At 62.2% G+C, this 25,325-nt stretch carries 21 protein-coding genes; 13 read left to right on the top strand and 8 right to left on the bottom strand.

Translation table 11 applies throughout. The features are described from left to right. The first annotated feature begins 1 nt into the window (after position 1). The 8 genes from ACE3OO_RS00210 to ACE3OO_RS00175 all read left to right on the top strand — a co-directional run bounded on the left by ACE3OO_RS00210 (position 2) and on the right by ACE3OO_RS00175 (position 7,404). A complete protein-coding gene (locus ACE3OO_RS00210) occupies positions 2–766 on the top strand; it encodes a type III pantothenate kinase (protein WP_374298457.1) in 765 nt (254 codons plus the stop codon). Positions 767–771: 5 nt separating this feature from the next. Beyond that, positions 772–2,436, top strand: coding sequence for a ribonuclease J (locus tag ACE3OO_RS00205; RefSeq protein ID WP_374298455.1), 1,665 nt, complete (start codon positions 772–774; stop codon positions 2,434–2,436). 107 nt (positions 2,437–2,543) lie between these two features. Continuing rightward, positions 2,544–2,948, top strand: coding sequence for a methylmalonyl-CoA epimerase (mce, locus tag ACE3OO_RS00200; RefSeq protein WP_374298453.1), 405 nt, complete (start codon positions 2,544–2,546; stop codon positions 2,946–2,948). 14 nt (positions 2,949–2,962) lie between these two features. Then, positions 2,963–3,226, top strand: a complete 264-nt coding sequence (locus ACE3OO_RS00195) for a DUF1467 family protein (RefSeq protein WP_374298451.1) — start codon at positions 2,963–2,965, stop codon at positions 3,224–3,226. 461 nt (positions 3,227–3,687) lie between these two features. Then, a complete protein-coding gene (locus ACE3OO_RS00190) occupies positions 3,688–4,026 on the top strand; it encodes a hypothetical protein (RefSeq protein WP_374298449.1) in 339 nt (112 codons plus the stop codon). 108 nt (positions 4,027–4,134) lie between these two features. Next, the gene (gene proS, locus ACE3OO_RS00185) at positions 4,135–5,463 is read left to right on the top strand and encodes a proline--tRNA ligase (protein ID WP_374298447.1); all 1,329 of its coding nucleotides are present in this window, start codon (positions 4,135–4,137) and stop codon (positions 5,461–5,463) included. 17 nt (positions 5,464–5,480) lie between these two features. After that, the gene (locus tag ACE3OO_RS00180) at positions 5,481–6,734 is read left to right on the top strand and encodes a lipoprotein-releasing ABC transporter permease subunit (RefSeq protein ID WP_374298445.1); all 1,254 of its coding nucleotides are present in this window, start codon (positions 5,481–5,483) and stop codon (positions 6,732–6,734) included. Beyond that, positions 6,727–7,404, top strand: coding sequence for an ABC transporter ATP-binding protein (locus ACE3OO_RS00175; protein ID WP_374298443.1), 678 nt, complete (start codon positions 6,727–6,729; stop codon positions 7,402–7,404). The genes ACE3OO_RS00180 and ACE3OO_RS00175 overlap by 8 nt, the downstream gene beginning before the upstream one ends. 8 nt (positions 7,405–7,412) lie before the next feature. Here the strand turns inward: ACE3OO_RS00175 and ACE3OO_RS00170 are convergent, their stop codons facing one another. Then, entirely contained in the window at positions 7,413–8,015 is a 603-nt protein-coding gene (locus tag ACE3OO_RS00170) for an NAD(P)H-dependent oxidoreductase (protein WP_374298441.1), read from the bottom strand. A gap of 127 nt (positions 8,016–8,142) precedes the next feature. Here ACE3OO_RS00170 and ACE3OO_RS00165 point away from each other — a divergent pair, with 127 nt between their 5' ends. Continuing rightward, on the top strand, positions 8,143–8,874 hold the full coding sequence (locus ACE3OO_RS00165; RefSeq protein WP_374298439.1) for an SDR family oxidoreductase: 732 nt from the start codon (positions 8,143–8,145) through the stop codon (positions 8,872–8,874). A 3-nt stretch (positions 8,875–8,877) separates the two neighbouring features. On the opposite strand, the gene ACE3OO_RS00160 is transcribed toward ACE3OO_RS00165, so the two are convergent. Both ACE3OO_RS00160 and ACE3OO_RS00155 read right to left on the bottom strand, forming a co-directional pair. Beyond that, positions 8,878–9,798, bottom strand: coding sequence for a DMT family transporter (locus tag ACE3OO_RS00160; RefSeq protein ID WP_374298437.1), 921 nt, complete (start codon positions 9,796–9,798; stop codon positions 8,878–8,880). Positions 9,799–9,882: 84 nt separating this feature from the next. Further along, positions 9,883–10,416, bottom strand: a complete 534-nt coding sequence (locus ACE3OO_RS00155) for a GNAT family N-acetyltransferase (RefSeq protein WP_374298435.1) — start codon at positions 10,414–10,416, stop codon at positions 9,883–9,885. Positions 10,417–10,710: 294 nt separating this feature from the next. On the opposite strand from ACE3OO_RS00155, the gene dnaE reads away from it, so the two are divergent. Both dnaE and pepN read left to right on the top strand, forming a co-directional pair. After that, positions 10,711–14,181 (top strand): DNA polymerase III subunit alpha, encoded by a 3,471-nt coding sequence (gene dnaE, locus ACE3OO_RS00150; protein ID WP_374298433.1) that lies wholly within the window; start codon positions 10,711–10,713, stop codon positions 14,179–14,181. A gap of 9 nt (positions 14,182–14,190) precedes the next feature. After that, positions 14,191–16,821 (top strand): aminopeptidase N, encoded by a 2,631-nt coding sequence (pepN, locus tag ACE3OO_RS00145; RefSeq protein WP_374298431.1) that lies wholly within the window; start codon positions 14,191–14,193, stop codon positions 16,819–16,821. Here the strand turns inward: pepN and ACE3OO_RS00140 are convergent. From ACE3OO_RS00140 to ACE3OO_RS00130, 3 genes are read right to left on the bottom strand one after another with little or no spacing between them, the layout of a single operon-like run. Then, the gene (locus tag ACE3OO_RS00140) at positions 16,818–17,459 is read right to left on the bottom strand and encodes a TetR/AcrR family transcriptional regulator (protein ID WP_374298429.1); all 642 of its coding nucleotides are present in this window, start codon (positions 17,457–17,459) and stop codon (positions 16,818–16,820) included. The genes pepN and ACE3OO_RS00140 overlap by 4 nt on opposite strands. Next, complete coding sequence (locus tag ACE3OO_RS00135; RefSeq protein ID WP_374298427.1) at positions 17,456–19,036, bottom strand: DHA2 family efflux MFS transporter permease subunit; 1,581 nt, start codon at positions 19,034–19,036, stop codon at positions 17,456–17,458. The genes ACE3OO_RS00140 and ACE3OO_RS00135 overlap by 4 nt, the downstream gene beginning before the upstream one ends. A gap of 4 nt (positions 19,037–19,040) precedes the next feature. Continuing rightward, the gene (locus ACE3OO_RS00130; protein ID WP_374298425.1) at positions 19,041–20,111 is read right to left on the bottom strand and encodes an HlyD family secretion protein; all 1,071 of its coding nucleotides are present in this window, start codon (positions 20,109–20,111) and stop codon (positions 19,041–19,043) included. Between the two features lie 162 nt (positions 20,112–20,273). On the opposite strand from ACE3OO_RS00130, the gene ACE3OO_RS00125 reads away from it, so the two are divergent. After that, positions 20,274–21,533, top strand: coding sequence for an MFS transporter (locus tag ACE3OO_RS00125; RefSeq protein WP_374298423.1), 1,260 nt, complete (start codon positions 20,274–20,276; stop codon positions 21,531–21,533). On the opposite strand, the gene ACE3OO_RS00120 is transcribed toward ACE3OO_RS00125, so the two are convergent. Next, complete coding sequence (locus ACE3OO_RS00120; protein WP_374298421.1) at positions 21,530–22,852, bottom strand: pentapeptide repeat-containing protein; 1,323 nt, start codon at positions 22,850–22,852, stop codon at positions 21,530–21,532. The genes ACE3OO_RS00125 and ACE3OO_RS00120 overlap by 4 nt on opposite strands. A 64-nt stretch (positions 22,853–22,916) precedes the next feature. After that, on the bottom strand, positions 22,917–24,230 hold the full coding sequence (locus ACE3OO_RS00115) for a pentapeptide repeat-containing protein (protein WP_374298419.1): 1,314 nt from the start codon (positions 24,228–24,230) through the stop codon (positions 22,917–22,919). Between the two features lie 290 nt (positions 24,231–24,520). Between ACE3OO_RS00115 and rpsB the strand changes: the two genes are divergently transcribed. Next, entirely contained in the window at positions 24,521–25,315 is a 795-nt protein-coding gene (rpsB, locus tag ACE3OO_RS00110) for a 30S ribosomal protein S2 (RefSeq protein ID WP_374298417.1), read from the top strand. Positions 25,316–25,325: the final 10 nt, after the last annotated feature.

The raw sequence follows: 25,325 nt of genomic DNA, 5'->3' as shown, positions 1-25,325 counted from the left end.
CATGCTGCTCGCCATCAATGCCAACAACACCAATGTGAAATTCGGCGTCATCGACGGCGACCGGATCGTGGGCGAATGGCGCCAGCATACGTCAGGCATGCGCACGGCGGACGAACATGCCGTCTGGCTGCTGCAGCTCATGCAGATCGAGGGCATAGATCCCAAAGGTATCGATGCCGCCATCATCGCCAGCGTGGTGCCGCAGGCCACCTTCAACCTGCGCCGGCTCTGCACCCGCTATTTCAATACCGAGCCGATGGTGCTGGGCGAGCCGAACGTTAAATACGGCATCCAGATCAAGGGGCAGGGCGCCGGCGCCGACCGCATCTGCAACACCGTGGGCGCCAGCGTCCTGTATCCGAATATCCCGATGATCGTCGTCGATTTCGGCACCGCCACCACCTTCGATGTAGTCGATGAAGAGGGCAGCTATTGCGGCGGTGTGATCGCGCCGGGCATCAACCTGTCCATCGAGGCGCTGGTGAATGCCACGGCTTTGTTGCCGCGCATCGTGGTGGAAAAGCCCAAGACCGTGATCGGCACCACCACCATCGCCTGCATGCATTCCGGCGTGTTCTGGGGTTATGTCGGCCTGATCGAGGGCATTGTTGCCCGCATCCGCGAGGAATTCGGGCGGCCGATGAAGGTGATTTCCACTGGCGGTCTGGCCCCGGTGTTTGATGGCGCCACCGCCGTGATCGAGCAGATCGTGCCTGACATCACCGTGCGCGGCCTGATCGAAATCCACCGGCGCAGCACTAAATAATCTGTATGTCCGAACGCCTGGACCAGAACAGCCTGTATTTCCTCCCGCTCGGCGGGGTAAACGAGATCGGCATGAACCTGAACCTGTATGGGTTCGGCGACCGGTGGTTGATGGTCGATCTGGGCACCAGTTTTGCCGATGAGGGCATGCCGGGTGTCGATCTGGTGCTGCCGGATGTGACCTGGATCGCCGGCCGGCGCGAACGCCTGCTGGGCATCGTGCTGACCCATGCCCACGAGGACCATCTGGGTGCCATCAGCCATGTCTGGGAGGAACTGCGCTGTCCCGTCTGGGCCACCGGCTTCGCGGCCAGCGTGCTGCGCAAGAAGCTGGAAGAGAAGGGGCTGGCCGACGAGGTGCCGGTACATGTCTACAAGCCCGGCGAGCTGATCGATCTGGGGCCGTTCAAGGTCCGCTCGATGAACATCACGCATTCCACGCCCGAGAGCCAGGCGCTGGCCATTGAAACGCCGGCCGGCGTGGTGCTGCATACCGGTGACTGGAAACTCGATCCACGGCCGGTGCTGGGCCCGCAGACCGAAATCGAAACCGTGCGTGCCTATGGCGACAAGGGTGTGTTGGCGCTGGTTTGCGACAGTACCAATGTGTTCAATCGCGGCCAGTCCGGTTCGGAAGGCGACGTGCGCGACAGCCTGATGCAGGTGCTGGCCAATAAGCCCGGCCGCATCGCCGTGACCACGTTTTCGTCAAACCTCGCTCGGCTGGAAAGCCTGTTCGATGTGGCGAACCATCTCGGTCGGCATATCTGCCTGATCGGCCGTTCGCTGCACCGCTTCATCCAGGCGGCGCGCGAGAATGGCTATCTGGAGCACATCCCAAATCTGGTCGATGAACGCGAGGCCGGTTTCCTGCCGCGCGAGAAAGTCATGTATGTCTGCACCGGCTGCCAGGGCGAGCCGCGCGGCGCCATGGCGCGCATCGCTTTCAACAGCCATCCCCATGTGGTGCTGTCGCCCGGCGACACGGTGGCCTTTTCCTCCAAGATCATCCCCGGCAACGAACGCACGCTGTTCCGCCTGCATAATGAACTGGTGCGCAACGGCATCGAGGTGATCACCGAGAAGGATGCCTTCATCCATGTCTCGGGCCACCCATCGCGCGACGAACTGGCTGAGATGTATCGCCTTGCCCGGCCGCAGATCGCCGTGCCGGTGCATGGCGAGCCACGTCATCTGGTGGAGCATGCCCGCTTCGCCCAGAGCCTGCAGGTGCCGCACGGCATCGTGCCGCGCAATGGCGACCTGATCCGGTTGGCGCCCGGCGCGCCTGACGTGGTCGAGCAGGTGCCCTCAGGCCGGCTGGCCATCGACGGCGACGAGCTGGTGCCTGTGCAAGGCGGTGCGCTGCAGGTGCGCCGCAAGCTCGCCTTCAACGGCGCTGCCTCGGTCAGCCTGGTGGTGGACGGCGAGGGCCGGCTACAGACCCGGCCCCATGTAAAGCTGTCGGGCGTGGTGAACGGCGATGTCGACCTGATCGCCGCCGAGATCGCCGCCGAGATCGCCGCTGCCATCGACCGGCTGAAACCCGGTGCCCACCGCGACGACAATAATCTGGAACAGGCCGCCCACCGGGCCCTGCGGTCGGTACTGAAGGGGCTGACCGGCCGCAAGCCGATCACCCAGGTCCATATCATCCGGATGGCGGATTAGGGGGCGGCGTCGCGCGCTTCTGACGCAGCGTCACGCCTTGCCCCCGGGCCCGGCCGGCCCCATATTGCAGCGCAGAAACGACCACAGACCACAGGGAAACGACCGCCATGATCGGCCGCCTCAACCACGTCGCCATTGCCGTGCCCAACCTTGCCGCCGCCGCGGCCACCTATGCCAACACGCTGGGTGCCAGGGTCTCGGATCCGGTCGATGAGCCCGACCACGGCGTGACGGTAGTTTTCGTCGAGTTGCCCAACACCAAGATCGAGCTGCTGCATCCGCTCGGCGAGAATTCGCCCATCGCGAAATTCCTGGCCAACAATCCCTCGGGCGGCATGCATCATGTCTGCTACGAGGTGGACGACATCATCGCCGCCCGCGACAAGCTGAAGGCCGACGGCGCCCGTGTGCTGGGCGATGGCGAGCCGAAGATCGGCGCGCACGGCAAGCCGGTGCTGTTCCTGCATCCGAAGGATTTCTGCGGCACCCTGGTCGAGATCGAGCAGATCTGAGCGAGCCCTTAAGCATGACCTGGTTCAACAACAGCATAGCCTTCGTCATAATCTACATGGTGGTGCTGTTCTGCGTGCTGCCCATCGGCGTGAAGACGCCGGACGAAATGGGCGAAAACAAGCTGCCCGGCCAGGCCGATTCCGCGCCGGTCAATCCGAGGCTGGGCTTCAAATTCCTGCTGGCTTTAGGGATCAGCGGTGCGTTGTTCGGGGTCTATTACGTGATCGGTTATTACGACCTGCTGGGCCTGAATGTTCTGCTCGGCCGGGGGCTCTGAGAGCGAGCTCCAAAACGGCGTATTTGATAGCCGCTGATCGCTACTTATGCGCGAAAGTCCCGGGATTCAGAAGAACAGGGAAGCACAAAAAAGAAAGGAGCAAGGACGTGCCTCGCTCCGTATCCCGTCTCGCGGGTAAGTTTAAGCCTCCCCAGACTTGGGCCGCCTGTTACCAAGCGGTTGCGTATTTTCTATACCGAATGATGAAACCGGTGTCACCCGAAAAGTTATAGGTTCCTAACAAAATGGTAATAATACGCCGTCAAGGTTGTGGGATGCCTCGGTTTGCGACCGCTGTAATTCTACCCGGCCTGCTGGCGACCCTGTTGCTGGCTTCTGGCGTCCTGGCACAGACCTCACAGGTCCCGAAAAAAGCCCCCGAGTCGCAGCCTGAGCCTCTCCAAACTGTGATTGTGCTGGATGCCGCCGACTGCCGCCGCCTTCTGGCCCGGCAGGGCAGCGTGACCATGCACCAGCCGGCCCCGGACGTGACCTACCAGCCGGGCCGAGACGTCGATTCCCAGGGCCGCCCCATCGCCCAGGCCGATCTGCCGGGCAGCAATCCGTTTCCCATGGACGGACCGATCACGCTCGACCTGCTGATCCCGCTGGAAACCCTGCTGGGCAGCCGTACGCCGCCGCGCATGGGCAAGGCTGAGACCAGCGTGGGCAAGGTGGCCGTAGACCCCAAGACCGGCCGTCTGGCCTTCAATGGCCAGCCGCTGGAGCCGAAGGGCGAGGATGCCTTGGCTGCGGCCTGCCGCGACTATCTGGCCAAGCACCCGGCCCCCCGCCGATAGTCGCCCGCCGACAGTTGCCTTGTCCGGGTCCTTGCGACCCTTCCGCTACGGCCTTAAAAACGCCCCATTATCCCGCCATCTCCGTTTCTTATCAGGATCGTCACACCCATGCGGCTCAGCAGCTATTTCCTGCCCGTTCTCAAGGAAAACCCGAGCGAAGCGCAGATCGTCAGCCATCGGCTGATGCTGCGTGCCGGCATGGTCCGGCAGACCGCCGCCGGCATCTATGCTTGGCTGCCGCTGGGCCATCGCGTGCTGAAGAAGATCGAGCAGATCGTGCGCGAGGAACAGGATGCCGCCGGCGCGCAGGAGATGCTGATGCCGACCATCCAGTCGGCCGAGCTGTGGCAGAAAAGCGGCCGCTACGAGGATTACGGCAAGGAGATGCTGCGCATCACCGACCGCCACGAGCGTCCGATGCTCTATGGCCCGACCAATGAGGAGATGCTGACCGACATCGTGGCGTCGGAGTGGAAGAGCTATCGCGACCTGCCGAAGATTCTCTATCACATTCAGTGGAAATTCCGTGACGAGGTGCGTCCGCGTTTCGGCGTGATGCGTGGCCGCGAATTCCTGATGAAGGATGCCTATTCCTTCGATCTTGATCAGGCTGGCGCGCGTCGTTCGTATAATCGCATGTTCGTGGCTTATCTGCGCACCTTCGCGCGGCTCGGCCTGAAGGCGATCCCCATGCAGGCCGACACCGGCCCGATCGGCGGTGATCTGAGTCATGAATTCATCGTGCTGGCCGAAACCGGCGAAAGCGGCGTGTTCTGCGACAAGGCCCTGATCGAGCGCGACGTGTTGAGCGAAAAAGTCGATTATAATGGCGACCTGCAGCCCATCGTGGATTCCTGGACCGCGCCGTATGCGGCCACCGAGGAAAAACACGACATGGCCCGTTTCGAGGCCCTGCCCAACGAGCGCCAGGTGGCGGCTCGTGGCATTGAAGTCGGGCACATCTTCTATTTCGGCACCAAGTATTCCAAGCCGATGGGCGCAGTGGTTCAGGGGCCAGGCGGTGAGAGCATCACGCTTGAGATGGGCTCCTACGGCATCGGCGTGTCGCGCCTGGTCGGCGGCATCATCGAAGCGAGCCATGACGATAATGGCATCATCTGGCCGTTCAGCGTGGCGCCGTTCCATGTCGGCCTGATCAACCTGAAGGTCGGCGACAAGGATTGCGACGCGGCTGCGGAAGCGCTCTATGCCAAGCTGCAGACTGCCGGCTTCGATGTGCTGTATGACGACCGCGACGAGCGCGCTGGTGCCAAATTCGCCACCATGGATCTGATCGGCCTGCCGTATCAGGTGACCATCGGTCCGCGTGGCGTGAAGGCCGGTGTGGTCGAGGTAAAGAATCGTGCCACCGGCGAGAAGGAAGAGATCACGCCCGAGGCCGTGTTGAACAAGCTTTCTGCCCTGCGTAACGCGTAATCACCCAAGGATCACGCATGCCCTTCTTTTCCCGGTTTGAGTGGCTGCTGGCTTTGCGCTACCTGCGCGCCCGCCGGCAGGAGGGCTTCATCTCGGTGATCGCGGTGTTCTCCTTCCTCGGCATCATGCTGGGGGTGGCAACACTGATCATCGTGATGAGCGTGATGAACGGCTTCCGCGCCGAATTGCTGGGCCGTATCCTCGGCCTGAACGGGCATCTCACCATCCAGCTGGAATCACGCAACAGCCTGCCGGATTACGAATTCGTGGCCGAGGCAGTGGGCAAGATGCCCGGCGTGGTGCTGGCCAATCCGATGGTCGAAGGCCAAGTGATGGCCACGGCGAACAACGCGGCCGCCGGCGTGATGGTGCGCGGCGTGCGGCAGGTCGACCTGATGCAGGAAAGCGCCATCGCCAAAGGCGTCCGCGAGGGCTCCTTGCGCGATTTCCAGGGTGACGACGCAGTTGCCATCGGCCACCGGCTGGCACGCAAGCTGGGCCTGCGGCTGGGCGACCAGATTACGCTGGTCTCGCCGCAGAACAACACCACACCGTTCGGCAGCGTGCCGCGGCTGGTGCGCTATCGCGTGGCGGCGATCTTCGACGTTGGCATGTTCGAGTATGACTCGGCCTTTGTCTATGTGCCCTTCGAGGCGGCGCAGACCTATTTCCGACTGCCCAATGCGGCCAGCGCCGTGGAAGTGCGGCTGGAGAATCCCGACCAGGCGCGCCAGGCGGCGCGGCAGATCATGCAGCGGCTGGGCCCGCAATACCGCATCTACGACTGGCAGCAGGCCAATGCCCATTTCGTCAGCGCGCTGGAGGTCGAGCGCAACGTGATGTTCCTGATCCTGACGCTGATCATCGTGGTGGCGGCGTTCAACATCATCTCCAGCATGATCATGCTGGTGAAGGACAAGGGCCGCGACATCGCCATCCTGCGTACCATGGGCACCTCGCGCGCCTCGATCATGCGCATCTTCGTGATTGCCGGCGCCAGCATCGGTATGCTGGGCACCGCCAGCGGCTTCGCCCTTGGCCTGGCCTTTTCGCTCAATATCGAGCATATCCGCCAGTTCCTGCAGAGCCTGACTGGCTGGCAGCTTTTCCCCGCCGAGATCTATTTCCTGTCGCAGTTGCCGTCCAAGGTGGATTCCACCGAGGTTGTGTATGTCGTGGCGATGGGTCTGGCGCTGTCGTTGCTGGCAACGCTGTATCCCAGTTGGCGCGCGGCCCGCCTCGATCCGGTGGAGGCGCTGCGGTATGAGTAACGTTCTGGAGTTGCAGGATATCCGCCGTACCTTCAGTCAGGGCGGCGAAACGGTCGAAGTGCTGCGTGGCGTCGACCTCACTGTAAAGGGTGGCGAGATCGTCGCCCTGCTGGGACCCTCAGGTTCGGGCAAATCCACGCTGCTGCATATCGCCGGCCTGCTGGAACGGCCGAGTTCCGGCCGCATCGTGATCGGCGGTCAGGATTGCAGCGCGATGGACGATACCGAGCGCACCCTGACCCGGCGCCATCGCATCGGCTTCGTCTACCAGTACCACCATCTGCTGCCGGAATTCTCGGCACTCGAGAACGCCGCCATGCCGCTGCGCGTGCGTGGCGAAGGCGCCTCCGCCGCCGGGGCGAAGGCCACCAAATTGTTGACCGATCTCGGCTTGGGCCATCGCTTGAGTCATCGCCCGGCGCGCCTATCGGGCGGCGAACAGCAGCGCGTGGCCATAGCCCGCGCTGTTGTTGGAAAGCCGGATCTGTTGCTGGCAGACGAGCCGACTGGCAATCTGGATGAAAAGACCGCCGAGACGGTGTTCGCCGAATTGACCGGCCTGGTGCGCAACAACGGCATCGGTGCGCTGATCGCCACTCACAACATGGAGTTGGCGCGGCGCATGGACCGTATCGTCACCCTGCATGAGGGGCGGCTGCGGGCGGCCTGACAACCGGCTCAGGCGGCGTTGGTGCCGGCCTCACGCATCCGTTTGAGCCAGAGCTGCCGCTGTGCATTGCCCGCAGCGGCCACGCCGCCGAAGATCGTATCCTTCACCGGCCGGATCCCGACAAAGCCCAGGATGTTGCGCTTGAGCAGCCGCAGGGCATGGGCGAAGAAGAGCCAGCGATAGGCGAGGGCAGGCATGCCCATGGTAATCACCACATGCGCGGTGCGGCCGGCCAGTCTTTGCTCCGGAAATCCCGTGGCGCGGTATACGAAGGCAAAGCCCGGTCGCAGTACCTGCTCGAAAAAAGCTTTCAGCATTGCCGGCATGTCACCGAGCCAGAGCGGGAACACCACCAGGATATGCTCGGCCCAGGCGATTGCGGCCTGCGCCTCGGTCAATGCGCTGGCCGGCGAGCTATGCTCGAATTCCGATTGGCCGCGCAGGTAGGGAATGTCGAGCGTGGCGATGTCTATGCGCCGGATTTCGTGGCCGGCCTGTTGCGCCCCGTCAGCATAAGCATCGGCCAACGCCCGGCAGAGCCGGTCATGCGACGGATCAGGATGGCCCAGCAGGATCAGGATGCGCTTGCCCATGGCCACAAAATGCAGCATGCGGGGGCGGCATGCCTTGATCTGTATCAGGGCCAGACTGTGACGCCGGTTGCCGTGACGTCACCGCCATATGGCGATTGCGTCGGCCCGGGAAGGGCTTAGGATTTTCCCGTCAACGGAGGAAACCATGACGCAGCCGCAGATCGTCCTGCTCACCCATGTGAAGCATTTCATCGGCCCGACCGCGGTGCACCGCCTGCTGCGCGAGGGGATGACGGTGGTCTGTCATGACATGGCCTTCGCCGATCCGGCTGTCCGCGAGGCTTTCCGGGCCGAAGTGCCCGGCGCGGAGGTCTGCGCCGCTACTGCGCCCATCGAACTGGTCGCCGAAATCATCGACCGTTTCGGCCGTCTGGATGCGCTGGTTTCCAACGATCCCTATCCGGCAGTGCGTGCCGCCGTCGATGAGGCCGACCCGACCGAGTTCCGCCGTGCCATCGAGGCCATGATGGTGTGGCCCTATACGCTTATCGGCCGCGCGGCGGCGCAGATGAAGGCGCAGAATGGTGGTCGCATCCTGATCGTCTCATCCGCCGCGCCGCTCACCGGCATCCCGAATTATTCCATGTATGCCATCGCGCGCGGCGGCGCCAATGCCATGGTGCCGACGCTGTCGAAGGAATTGGCACGCTGGAACATCCCGGTGAATGCCATCGCCGCCAACTATATCAAGAATCCGGATTACTTCCCGCCCGAGCTGCTCGCCAACAAGGAGGCGGTCGCCAAGATGGTGAAGAACATTCCGCTTGGCCGTCTGGGCGAACCGGAGGAGGTGGCCGAACTGGTGGCGCTGTTTGCCAGCGGTCGCTGCGGTTTCGTCACCGGGCATGTCATACCCATCGCCGGCGGCTGGGCGTAAGCGTCAGTCGGCTGGGGCGGCCACCGCTTTTGGCTTTGCCGGCATGGTCATTGCCACCACGCCGATAAAGACGCAGATAAAGCCGATCCAGGCGGTGGGGCCGAGGCTTTCGCCCAGGAACAGCACACCGATACCCACGCCGATCGGCACGCGCAGGTAAGACTGCGCAGTGGTGCCGACTGAACCCAGAGTGTGGATCAGCCGGAAATAAATGGCGAAGGCCAGCGCCGTGGAAAATACCGACAGACCAAGCAGGGCGAGCAGCGAACTTGTCGATGGTTCCAGTGTCCAGGGCCGGTCGATGACGATGCTGGCCGGGATCAGCAGGGCGGTGCCGCAAAGCAGCGAACCTGCCGCCGGCACCAGCGGATCGAGTCCCTTGAAGCTACGACCGAAGATCGCCGCGCCAGCATAGCTGATGGTGGCGGCGATGATGGCCAGTTGCGAGATCAACTCGCGGCCCAGGCCGTTCAGGGCCTGCAGGCCGACGATCAGGCATATGCCGGCCATGCCAGCGATCACACCGAACAGCTTGCGTGTCGATGTCGGCTCGTGGCGGGTGATTGCCACGGTCAGCAGGAAGGTGAAGATCGGTGTGGTGGAATTCAGGATCGCCGCTAGTCCAGCATCAACGCTGTACTCCGCCCAGGCGATCAGGGTGAAAGGCACCACGCTGTTGAGGCAAGCCTGGAACAGGAAGCGTTTCCAGGTTTCGGCGTCGCGCGGCAGGCGGATGCCGCGCATATGCAGAATCGCCAGCAATAGCAGGCCAGCGATGAGGGTGCGGGCGGCGATCAGCGTCACCGGCGGGATGGTGGCGATGCCCAGCTTGATGAAGGTGTAAGAGGCGCCCCACAGCGTTGCCAGCAGGCCAAGCAGGGCAAAGTCGACAAAAAGGCGGGGCGCAGGGCTGAAGCCGGGCATGCATGGCATCTTTCGTTAATCGCCGTGCACCCTGCCATGACGCCCGATGGCTGTCTGCCGATCGACGCTACGGTCCCGAACGAATTATCGTGAGCGCCGGGCTTTCCATTCCTCGCGCGTTTGCCCCCAGATGTCGGTGTCTATGCTGATCGGGGCGGGCAGGCGGTCCTTCCTCAACCAGCGTGACCCCAGGCGCTGGGCCACCTTCTGCGAGTTCCCGTTCTCGGGCACGATGCAGTGGATTACTTCGTTCCAGCCCAGATGATCGAATGCCCAGTCAATGGCCGCCGTAGCACCTTCGGTGGCATAGCCTTTACCCCAAACATCGCGGATCAGGCCCCAGCCGACCTCGGTGCCGGGCCAGCCTTCCGGCCGCCAGGGACCAAGCCGGCCGATCCAGCGGCCGCTAGTCTTCTCGATCACCGAGAACATGGCGAAGCCGTCGATCGCCCACGCCCCGGCCATGACGCATAGGCCACGCCAGGCGATCGGGCGTTCCTGGACGCCGCCCAGATGGCGCTGGCTTTCCGGATCGGCCATGAAAGCGGCCCAGCCGTCGAGATCGGCGGCTATGGGCGGGCGCAGCACCAAGCGTTCGGTTTCCAAGTGTGTGATCATGGCTTGCTTCTGACTCATATAACAGCGCTGCCAAAGGAATGAGGATTTATGCAGCGTTCTATGTGAATACTATATCTATCTTACAATAAATTGATTTTTCTGGTTTGTTCGCCTAGGTATGGGATTCGTCCGCAAGCGTTCCGCAACAAGCTCCGCGACGTCGGCACTTATCCACAAGATATTGGGAATCAACGCGAATCCGTCATACTCAGGATGGGATTCGGATTCCTTGCGTTCTGGTTTCCGGCGCCTAGGTCGCGTATCGTATTTCGCGAACGGGAATCGAAAATCGCCATGAGCTTTGCCGACTTCGTCCATCTGCGCGTCCATACCGCCTATTCGCTCACCGAGGGGGCGATCCGGCTGCCGAAACTGGCCGAGTTGTGCGTCAAGCTGCGTATGCCCGCCGCGGCGATCACCGATACCAACAACCTCTTCGGCGCCCTGGAAGGTTCCAAGGAACTGGCCGGCAAGGGCATCCAGCCGATCATCGGCTGCCAGCTCAGCCTGACCCGCGCCGACCAGGCCCAAGCCGGTTTCGGCAAGTCCCTGAAGAAACCAGACCCCGACCGTATCGTCCTGCTGGCCCAGAACGCTGCCGGCTATGCCAACCTGATGCGGCTTTCCACCAAAGCCTATCTTGAACCGCCGCCGGGTGAAGCGGCGCAGGTGAACTGGGACGATCTGGAGCGCTGCGCCGAGGGGCTGATCTGCCTGAGCGGCGGGCCCAGCGGTCCGATCGCGCGGCTGCTGTCCGAAGGCCAGACCGATGCCGCGCGACAACAGCTCGAAATGCTGAAACGCATCTTCCCCGGCCGCCTCTATGTGGAATTGCAGCGCCATGGCTGGGCCATCGAAGCCAAGACCGAGCCAGGCCTGCTGAATCTGGCCTATGCGCTGGATCTGCCACTGGTCGCCACCAACGACTGCTATTTCCCCGACGAGAGCATGTATGAAGCGCATGACGCATTGCTCTGCATCGCTGAGGGTACTTATGTGGGCGAGCAGAACCGCCGCCGCGTGACACCCGATCATCGTTTCAAGTCGGCCGAGGAAATGCGGGTGCTGTTTGCCGATCTGCCCGAGGCCATCGATAACACGCTGGTTATCGCGAAACGGTGTGCCATCAAGGCCGAGGAGCGTAAGCCGATCCTGCCCAGCTTTGGCGACGGCAAGGGAGAGTCCGAGGCTGATACGCTGCGCCGCATGGCGCGCGAGGGTCTGGAGAAACGCCTGAAGCAGATTGGCGTGAGCGGCGAGGCCGCCAAACCCTATTACGACCGTCTCGACTTTGAATGCGAGACGATCATCAACATGAAATTCCCCGGCTACTTCCTGATCGTGGCCGATTTCATTCAATGGGCCAAGCGCAACAACGTGGCCGTCGGACCAGGTCGTGGTTCGGGTGCCGGTTCGGTGGTGGCCTGGGCGCTGACCATCACGGACCTTGATCCGCTCCGTTTCGGCCTGCTGTTCGAACGCTTCCTCAATCCGGAACGCGTGTCGATGCCCGACTTCGATATCGATTTCTGCCAGGAGCGGCGGGAAAAGGTGATCGAATACGTGCAGCACAAATACGGCGCCGCCAACGTGGCGCAGATCATCACCTTCGGTAAACTGCAAGCCCGCGCGGCCCTGCGCGACGTCGGTCGCGTGCTGCAATTGCCGCTCGGCCAGGTGGATCGCATCTGCAAGCTGGTGCCGAACAACCCGGCCAATCCGGTAACGCTGGCCCAGGCGATCAAGGACGAGGTGCGCCTGCGCGAGGAGCGCGACCGCGACGAGGCCGTGGCACGCATGATGGATGTAGCGTTGAAGCTGGAAGGCTTGTACCGCAACGCCTCGACCCATGCCGCCGGTGTGGTGATCGGCGACCGCCCGCTGGTGGAGCTGGTGCCGCTCTATCGTGATCCCCATGCCAGCATGCCGGCGACGCAGTTCTCGATGAAATATGCCGAAGCTGCCGGCCTGGTGAAATTCGACTTCCTTGGCCTCAAGACGCTCGACGTGCTTGAGAAGGCCGTCGAGCTGATCCGAAAGAAAGGCGTGCAGATCGATCTGGCCGCCATTCCGCTGGCTGACCAACCGACCTTCGAACTATTGGGACGGGGTGATACGGTGGGCGTGTTCCAGCTCGAAAGTTCGGGCATGCGCGACATGCTGCGCAACATGAAGCCCGACGCATTCGAAGACATCATCGCCTTGGTTGCGCTCTATCGCCCGGGTCCGATGGAAAACATCCCGAGCTACATCGCCCGCAAACACGGTAAGGAAAAGCCCGACTACCTGCATGACTGGCTCAAGCCCGTGCTGGAAGAAACTTACGGCGTCATCATCTACCAGGAACAGGTGATGGAAATCGCCAAGGTGCTGGCCGGCTATTCGCTTGGCGAAGCCGACCTGTTGCGCCGCGCCATGGGCAAGAAGATCAAGGCCGAGATGGATGCGCAAAAGGAGCGCTTCGTTACCGGCGCGAAGGAAAAGGGCGTCGATCCCGACCGCGCCGCCTTCATCTTCGAGCTGGTGGAAAAGTTCGCTGGCTACGGCTTCAACAAGAGCCACGCGGCTGCCTATGCCCTAGTGGCGTGGCAGACCGCCTATCTGAAAGCCAATTTCCCAGTCGAATTCATCGCCGCCTCGATGACGCTCGATCTGTCCAACACCGATAAACTGAATGTCTTCCGCCAGGAATGCGCCCGTCAGGGTATCGGTCTGCTGCCACCGGATGTGAACCGCTCCGAGGTCGAATTCTCTGTGGAGTATGACAAGGCCGAGAAGGGGGCGATCCGCTACGCGCTGGCCGCCGTGCGCAATGTCGGCGCCGCGCCGATGGGCCAGATCGTTGAGGAGCGCAAGGCCGGCGGGTCATTCAAATCGTTGTTTGATTTCGCCGGACGGGTCGATCCGTCGGCGCTGAACAAACGCATGCTGGAGAACATTGCCAAGGCAGGCGCTTTCGACGGGCTGGAAAAAAGCCGCTCCAGAGTGTTAGCCGGGCTGGAGACGCTGATCCGCTATGCCCAGAGCAAGGCGGAAGAACGCGCTTCCAACCAGGTGTCGCTATTCGGAGGCGGCAAGACCGATGAAAGCCTGCCCAAACTGCCCGAAGGCGAAGTCTGGACGCCGATGGAACAACTGGCCAAGGAATTCGAGGCGATCGGCTTCTATCTCTCGGCCCATCCGCTCGACGCCTATCAGGCCACGCTGAACCGCGTGGGCGTGAAGCGTTATGCCGATATGCTGAAACTGCTGCATTCTGGCGACCAGATATTCAAAGTTGCCGGCACGGTGATCTCGAAACAGGAGCGCACGTCGCAGAAGACCGGCAACCGCTTCGCCTTCGTGCAATGTTCGGATGCTTCGGGCATGTTCGAGGTGATGCTGTTCTCCGAGGTGCTGGCGCAGTATCGCGACCTGCTGGAGGCCGGCGCGAATATCGTGTGGACATTGACCGCCCGTGCCGATGGTGAGCAGCAGCGACTCAGTGCCCAGAAAGCCGAGAAGCTGGACGACGTGGCGGCCCGTGCCGCCGCCGGCATTCGCATCATGGTGGAAAACGACAAGCCCTTCGCCCAGATCAAAGGCCTGCTTGAGAAGGCCGGGCGTGGCAAGGGGCAGGTATTGCTGGGCCTGAAGCTGGATGAATCAGGGCTGCCCGGCGGGCTGGAGGCCGATATCAAACTGCCCAGCGGCTATGCCATCAACCCGACCATCCGCCACCAGATCCGCGTGCTGCCGGGGGTGGTGGAGGTTTACGATATTTGAGAGCATTGCATGAATCAGGTTCAACCCCAGGCCATTCACCGCAAGGATTACCGCGCCCCGGATTATCGTTTCGAAGGCATCGCGCTGGAATTCGATTTGCTCCCCGAGGCGACGCGGGTGAAATCGAAGCTGAGCATGGCAGCCGTCAATCCCGGGAAACCCCTGGTGCTGGATGGTGAGGATCTGAAGCTGTTGTCGGTAAAAATGGATGGCCGCTTGCTGGGCACGAGCGAGTACCTGCTTGCCGAGCGCACGCTGACGATCCCCAATCCACCGGCGCGTTTTACCCTGGAGATCGAGACTGAAGTCAACCCGAAAGGCAACACGCAGCTTTCTGGCCTGTATCAATCCAGCGGTAATTTCTGCACCCAGTGCGAAGCAGAAGGTTTTCGCCGCATCACATATTTTCTCGATCGCCCCGATGTGATGACGGTCTATCGCGTGACCATACGGGCAGACAGAAAAACCTGCCCGGTGTTGCTGTCCAACGGCAATCTGGTGGAGGAGGGCACTTTGCCCGATGGCCGCCATTATGCCGTCTGGCACGATCCGTATCCGAAGCCCTGTTATCTCTTTGCGCTTGTGGCCGGCAATCTGGCCTGCAATGAAGATATCTTTGTCACGCAGAGTGGCCGGCAGGTGAAGCTGCGCATCTTCACCGAGCACGGTAAGGAGGGGCGCAGCGCCTATGCCATGGATGCGCTGAAACGTTCCATGCGTTGGGACGAGGCCCGCTTTGGCCTGGAATACGACCTTGATCTGTTCAACATCGTTGCCGTCAGCGATTTCAATATGGGCGCGATGGAGAACAAAAGCCTCAACGTCTTCAATGATCGTTACATCCTGGCCGATCCGGAAACCGCAACAGATGGCGATTTCGCTGCCATCGAGGCCGTGGTGGCGCATGAGTATTTCCACAATTGGACCGGCAATCGCATCACCTGCCGCGACTGGTTCCAGCTCAGTCTGAAGGAAGGTCTCACCGTTTTCCGCGACCAGGAATTCTCATCCGACATGCGCTCGCGGCCGGTGAAGCGCATCCAGGATGTGCGCAATCTGCGTGCCCGCCAGTTTCCCGAGGATGCCGGCCCGCTGGCGCATCCAATTCGGCCCGACAGCTACATCGCTATCGATAACTTTTATACCGCTACGGTTTATGAAAAGGGTTCCGAAGTCATCCGCATGATGCATACCCTGCTGGGTGAAGATGGTTTCCAGAAGGGCATGAAGCTTTATGTCGATCGCCATGATGGCGAGGCGGCCACCTGCGACCAGTTCGTGGCCGCCATGGCCGATGCCAATGGCGCCGACCTTGAGCAATTCCGGCTCTGGTATTCCCAGGCCGGCACGCCTGAACTGCAGGTCGAAGGGCATTACGAGGCGCAAAACGGGGAATATGTTCTGACCGTGGCGCAACATTGTCCGCCCACGCCGGGGCAGCCAGAAAAGAAGCCCATGCATATCCCGCTGCATGTCGGCCTGCTGGATGCGCAGGGCCAGGATATTCCATTACGCCTGGATAAAGAATCGGCCGTGCCGCAGCGTAACGGTCGGCTCCTGTCATTGACGGCGGCAAAACAGACCTTCCGTTTCAGGGGAATACCTGAGCCGCGGGCACTGTCGCTCAACCGCGGCTTCTCGGCACCGGTGAACATCAAGGTAAAACAGAGCGGTGTCGAGCGCGCCTTCCTGATGGCGCATGATTCCGATGCTTTTGCCCGCTGGGAGGCCGGCCAGCAATATGCCACCGACCTGCTGTTGCAGCGCATCGCCAATCCCTCGACACCCTTCGATCCAGCTTTCGCTGCTGCCGTAGGACAGATTCTGCGTGATGATGCTCTGGAGGTGGCCTTCGCTGCCGAGGCCGTCACGCTGCCCAGCGAGGATTATATCGCCGACCACATGGCGGTGATCGACGTCGAGGCGATCCATACGGCGCGGCGAGCCTTGCGCCGGCAGATCGCGGAAACGCATCGCGATCTGCTGTTGGCCACATATGACCAAAACCGCATCTCGGGGCCATACAGCCCGGATGCCGGGCCCGCCGGCAGACGTGCGCTGAAAAATGCGGCGCTAGCTTATCTTGCGGAACTGGCGGCAGAGGAGCGCGGCATTCTCGACCGTATCGCCGGCCAGTATCGCGATGCCGATAACATGACCGATCGCATGGCAGCCCTGCGTCTGCTGGTGGACCTGAACGTACCCGAGCGGCAGGCGGCGCTGGATGATTTCCATGACCGGTTCCGCGGTGATGCGCTGGTGCTGGATAAATGGCTGGCCTTGCAGGCCATCTCGGCCCTGCCGGATGCGCTGGAGCGGGTGAAGGCGCTTCTGCATCATTCAGCCTTCTCGATGCATAAGCCTAACAAGGTCCGCGCCCTGATCGGCAGCTTCACGGCGAACGCCCTGCGCTATCATGCGGCTGACGGTTCGGGCTACGCCTTCCATGCTGACCGAATCATCGAACTGGATCCGATCAATCCGCAGGTGGCTGCCCGCCTGCTGGCGCCGCTGGGGCGTTGGCGCCGTGTCGATCCCGGACGCCAGGCGAAGATGAAGGCCGAGTTGGAACGGATCCTGGCCGTACCGAAACTTTCGCGCGAGACCTACGAGATCGCCTCGAAATCGCTGGCCGGCTAAGCTGGCTTATCATAAGCCCGCAGGAACGCCGCGACGGCGCTATCGACGCGGCGACGGATTTCTGCTTCCGGCATTTCGCCGTCGATCCGCAGCGTGCGCCGCATGCTGCGATGACCCATCAGCATGCCAAAGAATTGTTCCGCCGCCAGAACGGGGTCGTCCACGGTCAGGCGTCCGGCCTCGGTCTCGCGGTCCAGATAGGCGGCCAGACGAGCCAGGCCCCGACCGGGGCCGTTGGCATAGAAGGTTGGGCCAAGAGTCGGGAAGCTGGCCGAGGAGCCGATCAGCAGACGTTGGAACTGCACCGCGCGGTCTGACAGGATTTTGGTGAGAAAACCAACGCCAAGGGCCGTCAACACTTCGCGGGGGCGGGCATCGGGTGACAGTTCCGCCAGTGCGGCGGTGATCTGACTGGAGCTTTCCTGCACGATGGCAGCGAAGAGGTCATCCTTGGATTCAAACAGATTGTAAATGGTCTGACGCGACACGCCTGCCTTGGCCGCGATCATTTCAAGGCCGACGCCATAACCATGCTCGAGGAACAGTTCGCGGGCCGTTTCAAGAATGGCCGTACGCTTGCTCGCGTCGACGGGACGGCCGCGGCGCGGGGGCTGGATTTTTGCGGTTGCGCGGCTCAATGGGCGTCTCCCGGGGCAGGCGCCTGCTTGGGCTTCTTTGCAAGGAACACCGCCACGGCAGCCGCGCCGAACAGCAGCGAAAGCAGGGTAAAGACATCGATAAAGCTCATCAGATAAGCTTGGCCCTGTATCTTCGCGGTCAGCATCTTCATGGCGAATTGCATCTGGTCGGCCGGCGTGCGGTCGCCGAAGGCTGCTGCAACGGTATCAATATACTGCTGCACCTCCCAGCGGCCGGGATTGATGAAATCAACCATGCGGTTCCAGTGGAAATTAGTGCGCTCCGTCATCACCGTGTTGATGCCGGCCAGCCCAAAGGCGCCACCCAGGTTGCGGGTGAGGTTATACAGACCGCTGGCATTCTTCAGCTCATGCTGAGGCAGGGTGCCCAGTGCGATGACATTGATTGGCACGATGCAAAACATCAGGGCCATGCCGCGCATGATCTGGGGCAACAGCAGTTCATCGAATTGCCAGTCGCCGGTCAGGCCGGTCATCGACCAGGTCGAGGCTCCCAGCAGAGCGAAACCGAAGGCCAGGACGAGACGAGGGTCGGACAACCGGCGTGCCAGGATGCCGGCCGGCGGCGCGCTCATGAATTGCGCCAGGCCAGTCACGAACATCACTTCGCCGATCTGCAGGCTGTTCAATCCGCGTACGCGACCCAGGTACAGCGGCAGCAGATAGACCAGGCCATACAGGCCGACGCCGATGGTGAGGCTGAACAGGCAACCGGTGGCGAAATTGCGGTTGCGGAAAGCCTTCAGATCGACAATGGGATTGGCATAGGTGAGGCTGCGCCAGAAGAACACTACCGCGCCGATAACACAGGCGATGGTAAAGTCGCGGATCGCCTCGTCGGCGAACCAGTCGTTGCGGGTGCCTTCCTCCAGAACATATTCCAGGCTGCCTAGAAAGACGGCCAGTGCCGCGAGGCCGATATAATCGAAACCCTTCATCAGGCTGTAATCAGGACGGTCGATATCGATGAAAATCCAGACCAGCATGCAGACGATCACGCCCGGCACGATGTTGATCAGGAACAGCCAATGCCAGGAAAAAAGCTGGGTCAGGTACCCGCCCAGCGTTGGACCGATGGTGGGGGCCAGCGTCGCCACCAGGCCGATGATCACCGTGGCGCTCGCCATGCGGTTGCGCTGGAACATCATGTAGGTGCTGGCGAATACGGTGGGGATCATCGCACCGCCCAGGAAGCCCTGCAGGGCGCGCAACACGATCATGGTTTCCAGGTTGGTGGCCAGCGCGCAGCCGACGCTGGCCAGCGTGAAGCTGGCGGCCGAGATCGTGAACAAGACCCGGGTGGAGAGCAGCCGCGAGAGGTAGCCGCTGAACGGGATCATAATCACTTCGGCGATCAGATAGGAAGTCTGCACCCAGCTGATCTCGTCGGCCGATGCACTGAGGCCGGCCTGGATTTCAGTCAGCGATGAAGAGACAATCTGGATGTCGAGGATCGCCATGAACATGCCCAGCACCATGGCGAAATAGCCGATCAACCGGCCTTTCGGCATAGGCGCGGGCGGGGCGGGGGCTGCCGTTGCAGTGGCGGCGGTCATGGGGTCAGCCGGCGGGAGTGGCGCTTTTCGGACTGGCGACAGTTTCGCTGTGCTGACGCAGATCGACATCCACGATCACCGACATGCCCGGCACCAGAAGGGGCTTCTGGCCGTCGGTGCTGTCGATCCGCAGCTTGACCGGTACGCGTTGCACGATCTTGGTGAAGTTGCCGGTCGCGTTATCGGGTGGCAGAAGGCTGAATTTTGCGCCGGAGGCGGGGGCGAAGCTGTCGATATGGCCCTGCAGCACCTGATCGGGGAAGGCATCAATCTTCAACCGAGCCGGCTGACCTGGTTTCATGCCTCGCAGTTGGGTTTCCTTGAAATTAGCGACCACGTAAATGTCGGTGGTCGGCACAATCACCATGATCTGAGTGCCGGGCTTCACATACTGGCCGGTCTGGCCTGTGCGGTTGCCGATCACGCCATCCACCGGCGCGCGCACCACGGTATTTTCGAGATCGAGGCGGGCGGCGGCGAGGTCGGCTTCGGCCTGGGCGATCTGGGCCATGGCCTGCTCGCGATTGGCGCGCAGCACGGCGATTTGGTTCTGCTCCAGCGCCCGGGCTGCTTCGGCCCGGTCGACAGCGGCCCGGGCCTTGCGCTGGTCGGTCTGGGCCAGTTCAAGTTTCTGGTTCGAGACGAAGCTCGCTGCCGCAAGCTGGCGGTAGCGCTTCAGGTCTTCGTCGGTGCGCTGTTGGTCGGCGCGGGTGCTGCGTAGCTGGGCGTCTGCCTCGGCGATTGCCGATTGCTGGGTGGCGATCTGGCGCTCGATCACTTCCAATGCGGCGCGCCGGGCCTGAACGGCGGCCTCAGCCTGCGCCAGCTTGGCCCGGTAATCACTGGCGTCGATCTCGAACAGAACGTTGCCGGCCGTCACTTTCTGGTTGTCGCCCACCGCCATGCTGCTGATATAGCCGGTCACTTTCGGAGCAATCACGGTGATATCGGCCCCGATATAGGCATTGTCCGTGCTTTCGATGAAACGGCTGTAGCTCCACCAATGCCAGGCGCCATAACCGGCCCCGCTCAAGGCCAGTAGTGCGATGGAGGACAGGATGATCTTCTTTTTCATGGTGCAGCGTCCGGGTGGCGATCTTCTGGGCGGGTTATATGATTACTGGACACATATGTCCATAAATTACCGCGGCCGGCGTGACCCCGGTCACGGATAAGGCCGGATGAGGACGCAAAAGGCGGATAGCCCGGGCGGCGGCCGAGGCACTATTCCAGAGACATGAGCTATATACCCGCTATACCCGCCGACCCCGCTTTTCGCCGCCTTTGGTTTGCCAATCTTGCCGCCAATGGCGGGGAGCAGCTTGCCCTGGCGGCCATCCCCTTGATGGCGGCGTTGGCGCTGGGGGCCACGCCCGAACAGATGGGGGGCCTCAGCGCGTTGCAGACTTTGCCTTACCTGCTGCTGTCGCTGGTGGCTGGAATCTGGGCCGATCGGTTCCCTCGGCACTGGCTGATGGCTGGTTCGGAGGCGGTGCGTGCGCTGCTGCTGCTTTGGTTGCCGTTGCTGGCCTTTACCGGCTGGTTGGGCCTGGCGGGACTGGCCGTGCTGGGTTTCGCCCTTTCGGCCGCCACCGTGTTGTTCAATGTCGCCGCCCAAGCCTATCTGCCCGCGCTGGTCGGCCGCGAGGGATTGGCGCGCGCCAACGCGCGGCTGGAATTCGCCCGTGCGGCGGCCGTGTTCCTCGGCCCCGGCCTGGCCGGCATGGTGGCCGGCTGGACCTCGCCGGTGGCGGCGCTGGCAGTTTCAGGTGTCACGTCGGCCCTCGCGGCCTGGCTGCTGGCTGCGCCGATGATGCGCCGCGACGTGCCGCAAGCGCAGTCGGGTCTGCCGATTGGCCGAGCACTGGCCGAAGGCTTTACGCTGGTCTGGCGCCATGCGCTGCTGCGGGCGATCGCCGGCTGTGCCATGGCCTGGAATTTCAGCTGGTTCGTGTTGATGGCGGTGCTGGTGCTGTTTGCCACAAACGATCTAAGGCTCACTCCGGCGCAGATCGGCTTTGCGCTGGGCGCGCAGGGGCTAGGAATGTTGTTAGCCACGGTGTGCATGCCCTTCATCCATGCATCGTTGCGGCTTGGCACGATGATCCTGCTGGGGCCGGCGATGTCGGTATTTGCAGCCCTGAGTGTTGGCGGAGCGACGTTGCTGCAGGGGATGGGAGCCTTCGCTGCGCTCTGTGCCGGTTTCTTCCTGTTCGGCTTCGGGCCGATGCTGTGGACCATCGGCCAGACCAGCCTGCGGCAGGCCATCGTGCCCGCGCGGCTGATCGGCCGGGTAAGCGCGATCCAGCAGGTGGCGACGCTTGGCATGCGGCCGCTCGGCGCACTGGCGGGCGGCTGGGTCGGCGGGCAATACGGGCTGACGGCGGCGATCTGGCTGGCCGTTGCCGGTTACGGCGTGCAGTTGGCCGTCATCCTGCTATCGCCGATGCCGTATCTGAGTGAGCTGCCCGAGGCGTTGGCAGAAGAGACCGCCTAGCCGGGCAGTTTGAAACCGATGGCACCGCGCAGGTCTGCGCCCTCCAGGTCGGCGCCGCGCAAATCGGCGTTGGTCAAATCCGCATCCAGAAACGAGCAACCGCGCAGGTTGGCGCTGCGCAGGTCGGCCAATGTCAGGATCGAGCGATTGAAGATCGCGCCCTCCAGATCGGCGCCCTGGAACTTGGTCTGGGTCAGATTGCATTCCTGCAGGCTGGCGGCTTGGCGTCGATGCATGGCGCCAGAGATACTCACCGGCGACATCTTGGCACCACGGAAATCCGCATTGGTCATGATGGCGCGGTCGAACTTGGCGCCCTGCAGGTTGCAGGTAGCGAAGTTGGCATTCAGCATCATGGCGCCGCGCAGATCTGACAGCACAAAGCGCGAGCCGGAGAAATCGGTGTTGCGCAGGATGGCATAGGAGAAATCGCCAGCCGAGAAATTGATCTGGGTGAGTTTGAGGTCGGAGAGGTCGTAGCGGCTGAAATCAACCCGCATACCCTGCTTGCCCAGGGTCTCGATCCAGGTCAGATGTTCGCGAACGATAAACTGCAGCGAACGGTCGAGATTATCCAGGCTGCGCGGCAGGATCGCCTTGGTGACATCGGCATCGCGCAGGTCGACAGGGCGGAAATAGGCGGCTGTCAGATCGGCCCCATCGAAATTGGTCTCGTTAAGCACCGCGCCGGCCAGCACTGATCCGTGCAGCACGCAATGTGACAGGTTCGAACCGGTGAGGTCGGCGCCGGTAAAAAGGCAGCCGGCAAGATTGGAGCCGGATAGATCGGCGCCATTCAGTTTTGCATTGGAGAAGTTGCAGTTGCTCAGGTCGGTGTTGCGGCCGACCACCTTGCCCAGTTTGGCCGAAGTCAGGTTGGCGCCAGCCATCTTGGCGTTGTCGATAGATGTGGCGCGTTTGAGCACCGCGATCAGGTTGCCGTCTTCATCAGGGCGAAGCAGAACGCCGTCGCGGATGTCGGCGTTGGTCAGATTCGCGCTTTCCAGATTGGCATTGCGCAGATTCACGCCGCGCAGGTCAGCCTTGGTTAGATCGGCGCGCCGAAAATCGGCACCCTGGAGATCGGCGGCGAAGAACGACGAGCCAACCAGAACGGCATGGCTGAAATCCGCGTAATTCATCTTGCTGCCAACGAAGTCAGCCGAGGTCAGTTCCTTGCCGCTGAAATCGATGCGTGATGCATCGCGGAAATGTAACACCATGCGCTTGCCGCCACGCACGCCACGCACGTAATTGGCATGGTTTTCGAACAGCTCGTCGATTTCGTATTGGGCAATGACCTTGACGGGGTTATTCATGCGGGCCGCTTTATCCGGTTTGCGCCAGCCAGCCTAGCACAGGGGACGGCGGTTGCGGCAATCCTCATGACAGGTTGACGCCTGTGGCGCCGGTGAAATCGGCACCGCTCACCTCGGCGTCGCGCAGGTCGGCCCCGGTCAGGTCGGCGCCGCGGAAATTGGCTCCCCTCAGGTTAGCATCGCGCAGATCCGCATGCATCAGGATGCTGCGCGTAAGATTCGCGCCCTCCAGATCGCAGGCACTCAGATTTGCCTGACTCAAGTTGGCGTTTTCCAGATTGGCGTGCCAGCGTTTGCCATGCATCGAAGAAATCGGCATCGGATTCAGTTTGGCGCCGCGGAAGTTGCTGCCGATCAGGTTCGCGCCGGAGAACTTCACACCACGTAGGTCGGCGGCAGCAAATTGCGCATTCAGCAACATGGCATCGGTGAAGTCGCACATGGTGAGGCTGGCACCGCCAAAATCGGCTTCCACCAGGGTCGATTGTACGAACAGCGCGGCAGACAGGTCGATCTGCGCGAGTTTGACACCCGACATGTCGATGCGGCTGAAATCGGCGCGGCGACCTTTGGCACCGAGGGAATCTGCCCAGGCAAGATGCTCGCGCAGGATGATCTGCAGCGGCTTGTCCAGTTCGGCCACCATCTTGGGCAGCAAGGCGCCGCCCATGCGCGCATCGCGCATTTCGCCGGTGCGAAAGAACGCGCCGGCGAGATCCGCGCCGTCGAAACGGGTGCCGTTCAGCATTGCCCCGGCCAGCACCGCGCCCGAAAGCGTGCAGCCGCTCATGTTGGTGTTCGTCAGGTCGGCGCCAACGAAGATTGCGCCACGGAGATCGGAATTCGACAGATCGGCATCCACCAGCCGCGCATTTGCCAGATTGGCATGCGTAAGGTCGGCCTGCTGGCTCATGATGCGCCCAAGCTTGGCGCCCACCAGCTTTGAATGGGTCATCTGCGCTTTTTCGGTTACCGCGCCGCCGACAGCAATAGGCACCAAATTGCCGTCCTCATCGGGCTTGAGCAGGCGACCGTCGCGCAGATCGGCACCGGAAAGGTCGGCAAATTCCAGGATGGCGCCGCGCAGGATGGCGCCGCGCAGATCTGATCGTGTCAGGTCGGCGGAGGAGAGATCGGCATTCTCCATAACGGCGCCATAGAAATTGGCGCGTGTCAGTTTGGCGAATTTGAAGACGGTGGCGCGGAACACGCCTCCAACCATATTGACTTCGCGCAAGTCACGGTTGGCAAAGTTAAGGCCCGATGCATCGCGGAATTGCAGGTTGAGGCGGACGCCCCCCCGCATGCCGCGGGCGAAACGCTCATGGCTGACCAGCAGAGGGTCTAGGTCTTTTTGCTGAATCGCCGAGTCAGACATGACCAGTATATCACCATGCCGCTGCGCCCGGCGCCAGTATCCTGTTGTCAGAGCACTGAAAAATCATATGGTTAACGTTTTTAGGGTGCCTCCGCCACAGTGGGTGGGTGGTGCCGACGGCCATGTCGCTTGCGCCCGGCCGAGGAACCGGGTAAAAGCGCGGCGCTTAAACCCACACGCAGGCTTGCGCAGCCTTGGGGGAGACATCCCCATTGCCGCGTTCCGGTGTCCAAGCCCCGATAAAGGGCGAAGACGACGTCTGCGGAGGCCCAACCGGAAAAGGACAGAGGATGACCCTGCCGACCTTTACTATGCGTCAGCTGATCGAAGCTGGCGTCCATTTCGGCCACCAGACCCATCGGTGGAACCCGAAAATGAAGTCGTATCTCTTCGGAGAGCGCAACAACATTCACATCATCGACCTGCAGCAGAGCGTTCCGCTGCTGCACCGTGCCCTGCAGGCCGTGCGCGATACCGTCGCCGGCGGTGGCCGTGTGCTGTTCGTCGGCACCAAGCGCCAGGCCTCTGAGGCGGTGGCCGAAGCGGCCAAGAAGTGCGGCCAGTATTATGTGAACCACCGCTGGCTTGGCGGCATGCTGACCAACTGGAAGACCATCTCCCAGTCGATCAAGCGCCTGAAGGAGCTGGAAGAGCTGCTGTCGGGTGAGCAGAACACCGCCGGCCTGACCAAGAAGGAAGTGCTCAACCTGACCCGCGAGCGCGAGAAGCTTGATCGTGCGCTGGGCGGCATCAAGGACATGGGTGGCCTGCCGGACATCATGATCGTGATCGACACGGTGAAGGAAGACATTGCCATCGCCGAGGCTCGCACGCTGAACATCCCGGTGGTCGCCATCCTGGATTCAAACTCGGATCCGCAGGGCATCACCTATCCGGTGCCGGGCAATGATGATGCGTTGCGCGCTATCAATCTGTATTGCGACCTGTTCTCGCTGGCCGTCCTGGGCGGCATTGAAGAACAGCTGTCGGCCAGCGGCGCCGATCTCGGCGCGGCCGAGGACATGCCGGCCGAGGTGATCGCGGAAGCGGTCGCCGAGGGTGGCGAAGCCGCAGCGCAGGCCTGAGCCTGATGCA

It is taken from the genome of Ferrovibrio sp., assembly GCF_041906005.1.
Taxonomy (GTDB): Bacteria; Pseudomonadota; Alphaproteobacteria; order Ferrovibrionales; family Ferrovibrionaceae; genus Ferrovibrio.
This window is presented reverse-complemented; position numbering and strand designations above follow the sequence as displayed.

Bases quoted from the DNA above. Each gene is read 5' to 3' on its own strand.
- ACE3OO_RS00210 (WP_374298457.1), top strand. From the start codon at position 2: ATGCTGCTCGCCATCAATGCCAACAACACCAATGTGAAATTCGGCGTC.
- ACE3OO_RS00205 (WP_374298455.1), top strand. From the start codon at position 772: ATGTCCGAACGCCTGGACCAGAACAGCCTGTATTTCCTCCCGCTCGGC.
- mce (WP_374298453.1), top strand. From the start codon at position 2,544: ATGATCGGCCGCCTCAACCACGTCGCCATTGCCGTGCCCAACCTTGCC.
- ACE3OO_RS00195 (WP_374298451.1), top strand. From the start codon at position 2,963: ATGACCTGGTTCAACAACAGCATAGCCTTCGTCATAATCTACATGGTG.
- proS (WP_374298447.1), top strand. From the start codon at position 4,135: ATGCGGCTCAGCAGCTATTTCCTGCCCGTTCTCAAGGAAAACCCGAGC.
- ACE3OO_RS00180 (WP_374298445.1), top strand. From the start codon at position 5,481: ATGCCCTTCTTTTCCCGGTTTGAGTGGCTGCTGGCTTTGCGCTACCTG.
- ACE3OO_RS00175 (WP_374298443.1), top strand. From the start codon at position 6,727: ATGAGTAACGTTCTGGAGTTGCAGGATATCCGCCGTACCTTCAGTCAG.
- ACE3OO_RS00170 (WP_374298441.1), bottom strand. From the start codon at position 8,015: ATGCTGCATTTTGTGGCCATGGGCAAGCGCATCCTGATCCTGCTGGGC.
- ACE3OO_RS00165 (WP_374298439.1), top strand. From the start codon at position 8,143: ATGACGCAGCCGCAGATCGTCCTGCTCACCCATGTGAAGCATTTCATC.
- ACE3OO_RS00160 (WP_374298437.1), bottom strand. From the start codon at position 9,798: ATGCCCGGCTTCAGCCCTGCGCCCCGCCTTTTTGTCGACTTTGCCCTG.
- ACE3OO_RS00155 (WP_374298435.1), bottom strand. From the start codon at position 10,416: ATGATCACACACTTGGAAACCGAACGCTTGGTGCTGCGCCCGCCCATA.
- dnaE (WP_374298433.1), top strand. From the start codon at position 10,711: ATGAGCTTTGCCGACTTCGTCCATCTGCGCGTCCATACCGCCTATTCG.
- pepN (WP_374298431.1), top strand. From the start codon at position 14,191: ATGAATCAGGTTCAACCCCAGGCCATTCACCGCAAGGATTACCGCGCC.
- ACE3OO_RS00135 (WP_374298427.1), bottom strand. From the start codon at position 19,036: ATGACCGCCGCCACTGCAACGGCAGCCCCCGCCCCGCCCGCGCCTATG.
- ACE3OO_RS00130 (WP_374298425.1), bottom strand. From the start codon at position 20,111: ATGAAAAAGAAGATCATCCTGTCCTCCATCGCACTACTGGCCTTGAGC.
- ACE3OO_RS00125 (WP_374298423.1), top strand. From the start codon at position 20,274: ATGAGCTATATACCCGCTATACCCGCCGACCCCGCTTTTCGCCGCCTT.
- ACE3OO_RS00120 (WP_374298421.1), bottom strand. From the start codon at position 22,852: ATGAATAACCCCGTCAAGGTCATTGCCCAATACGAAATCGACGAGCTG.
- ACE3OO_RS00115 (WP_374298419.1), bottom strand. From the start codon at position 24,230: ATGTCTGACTCGGCGATTCAGCAAAAAGACCTAGACCCTCTGCTGGTC.
- rpsB (WP_374298417.1), top strand. From the start codon at position 24,521: ATGACCCTGCCGACCTTTACTATGCGTCAGCTGATCGAAGCTGGCGTC.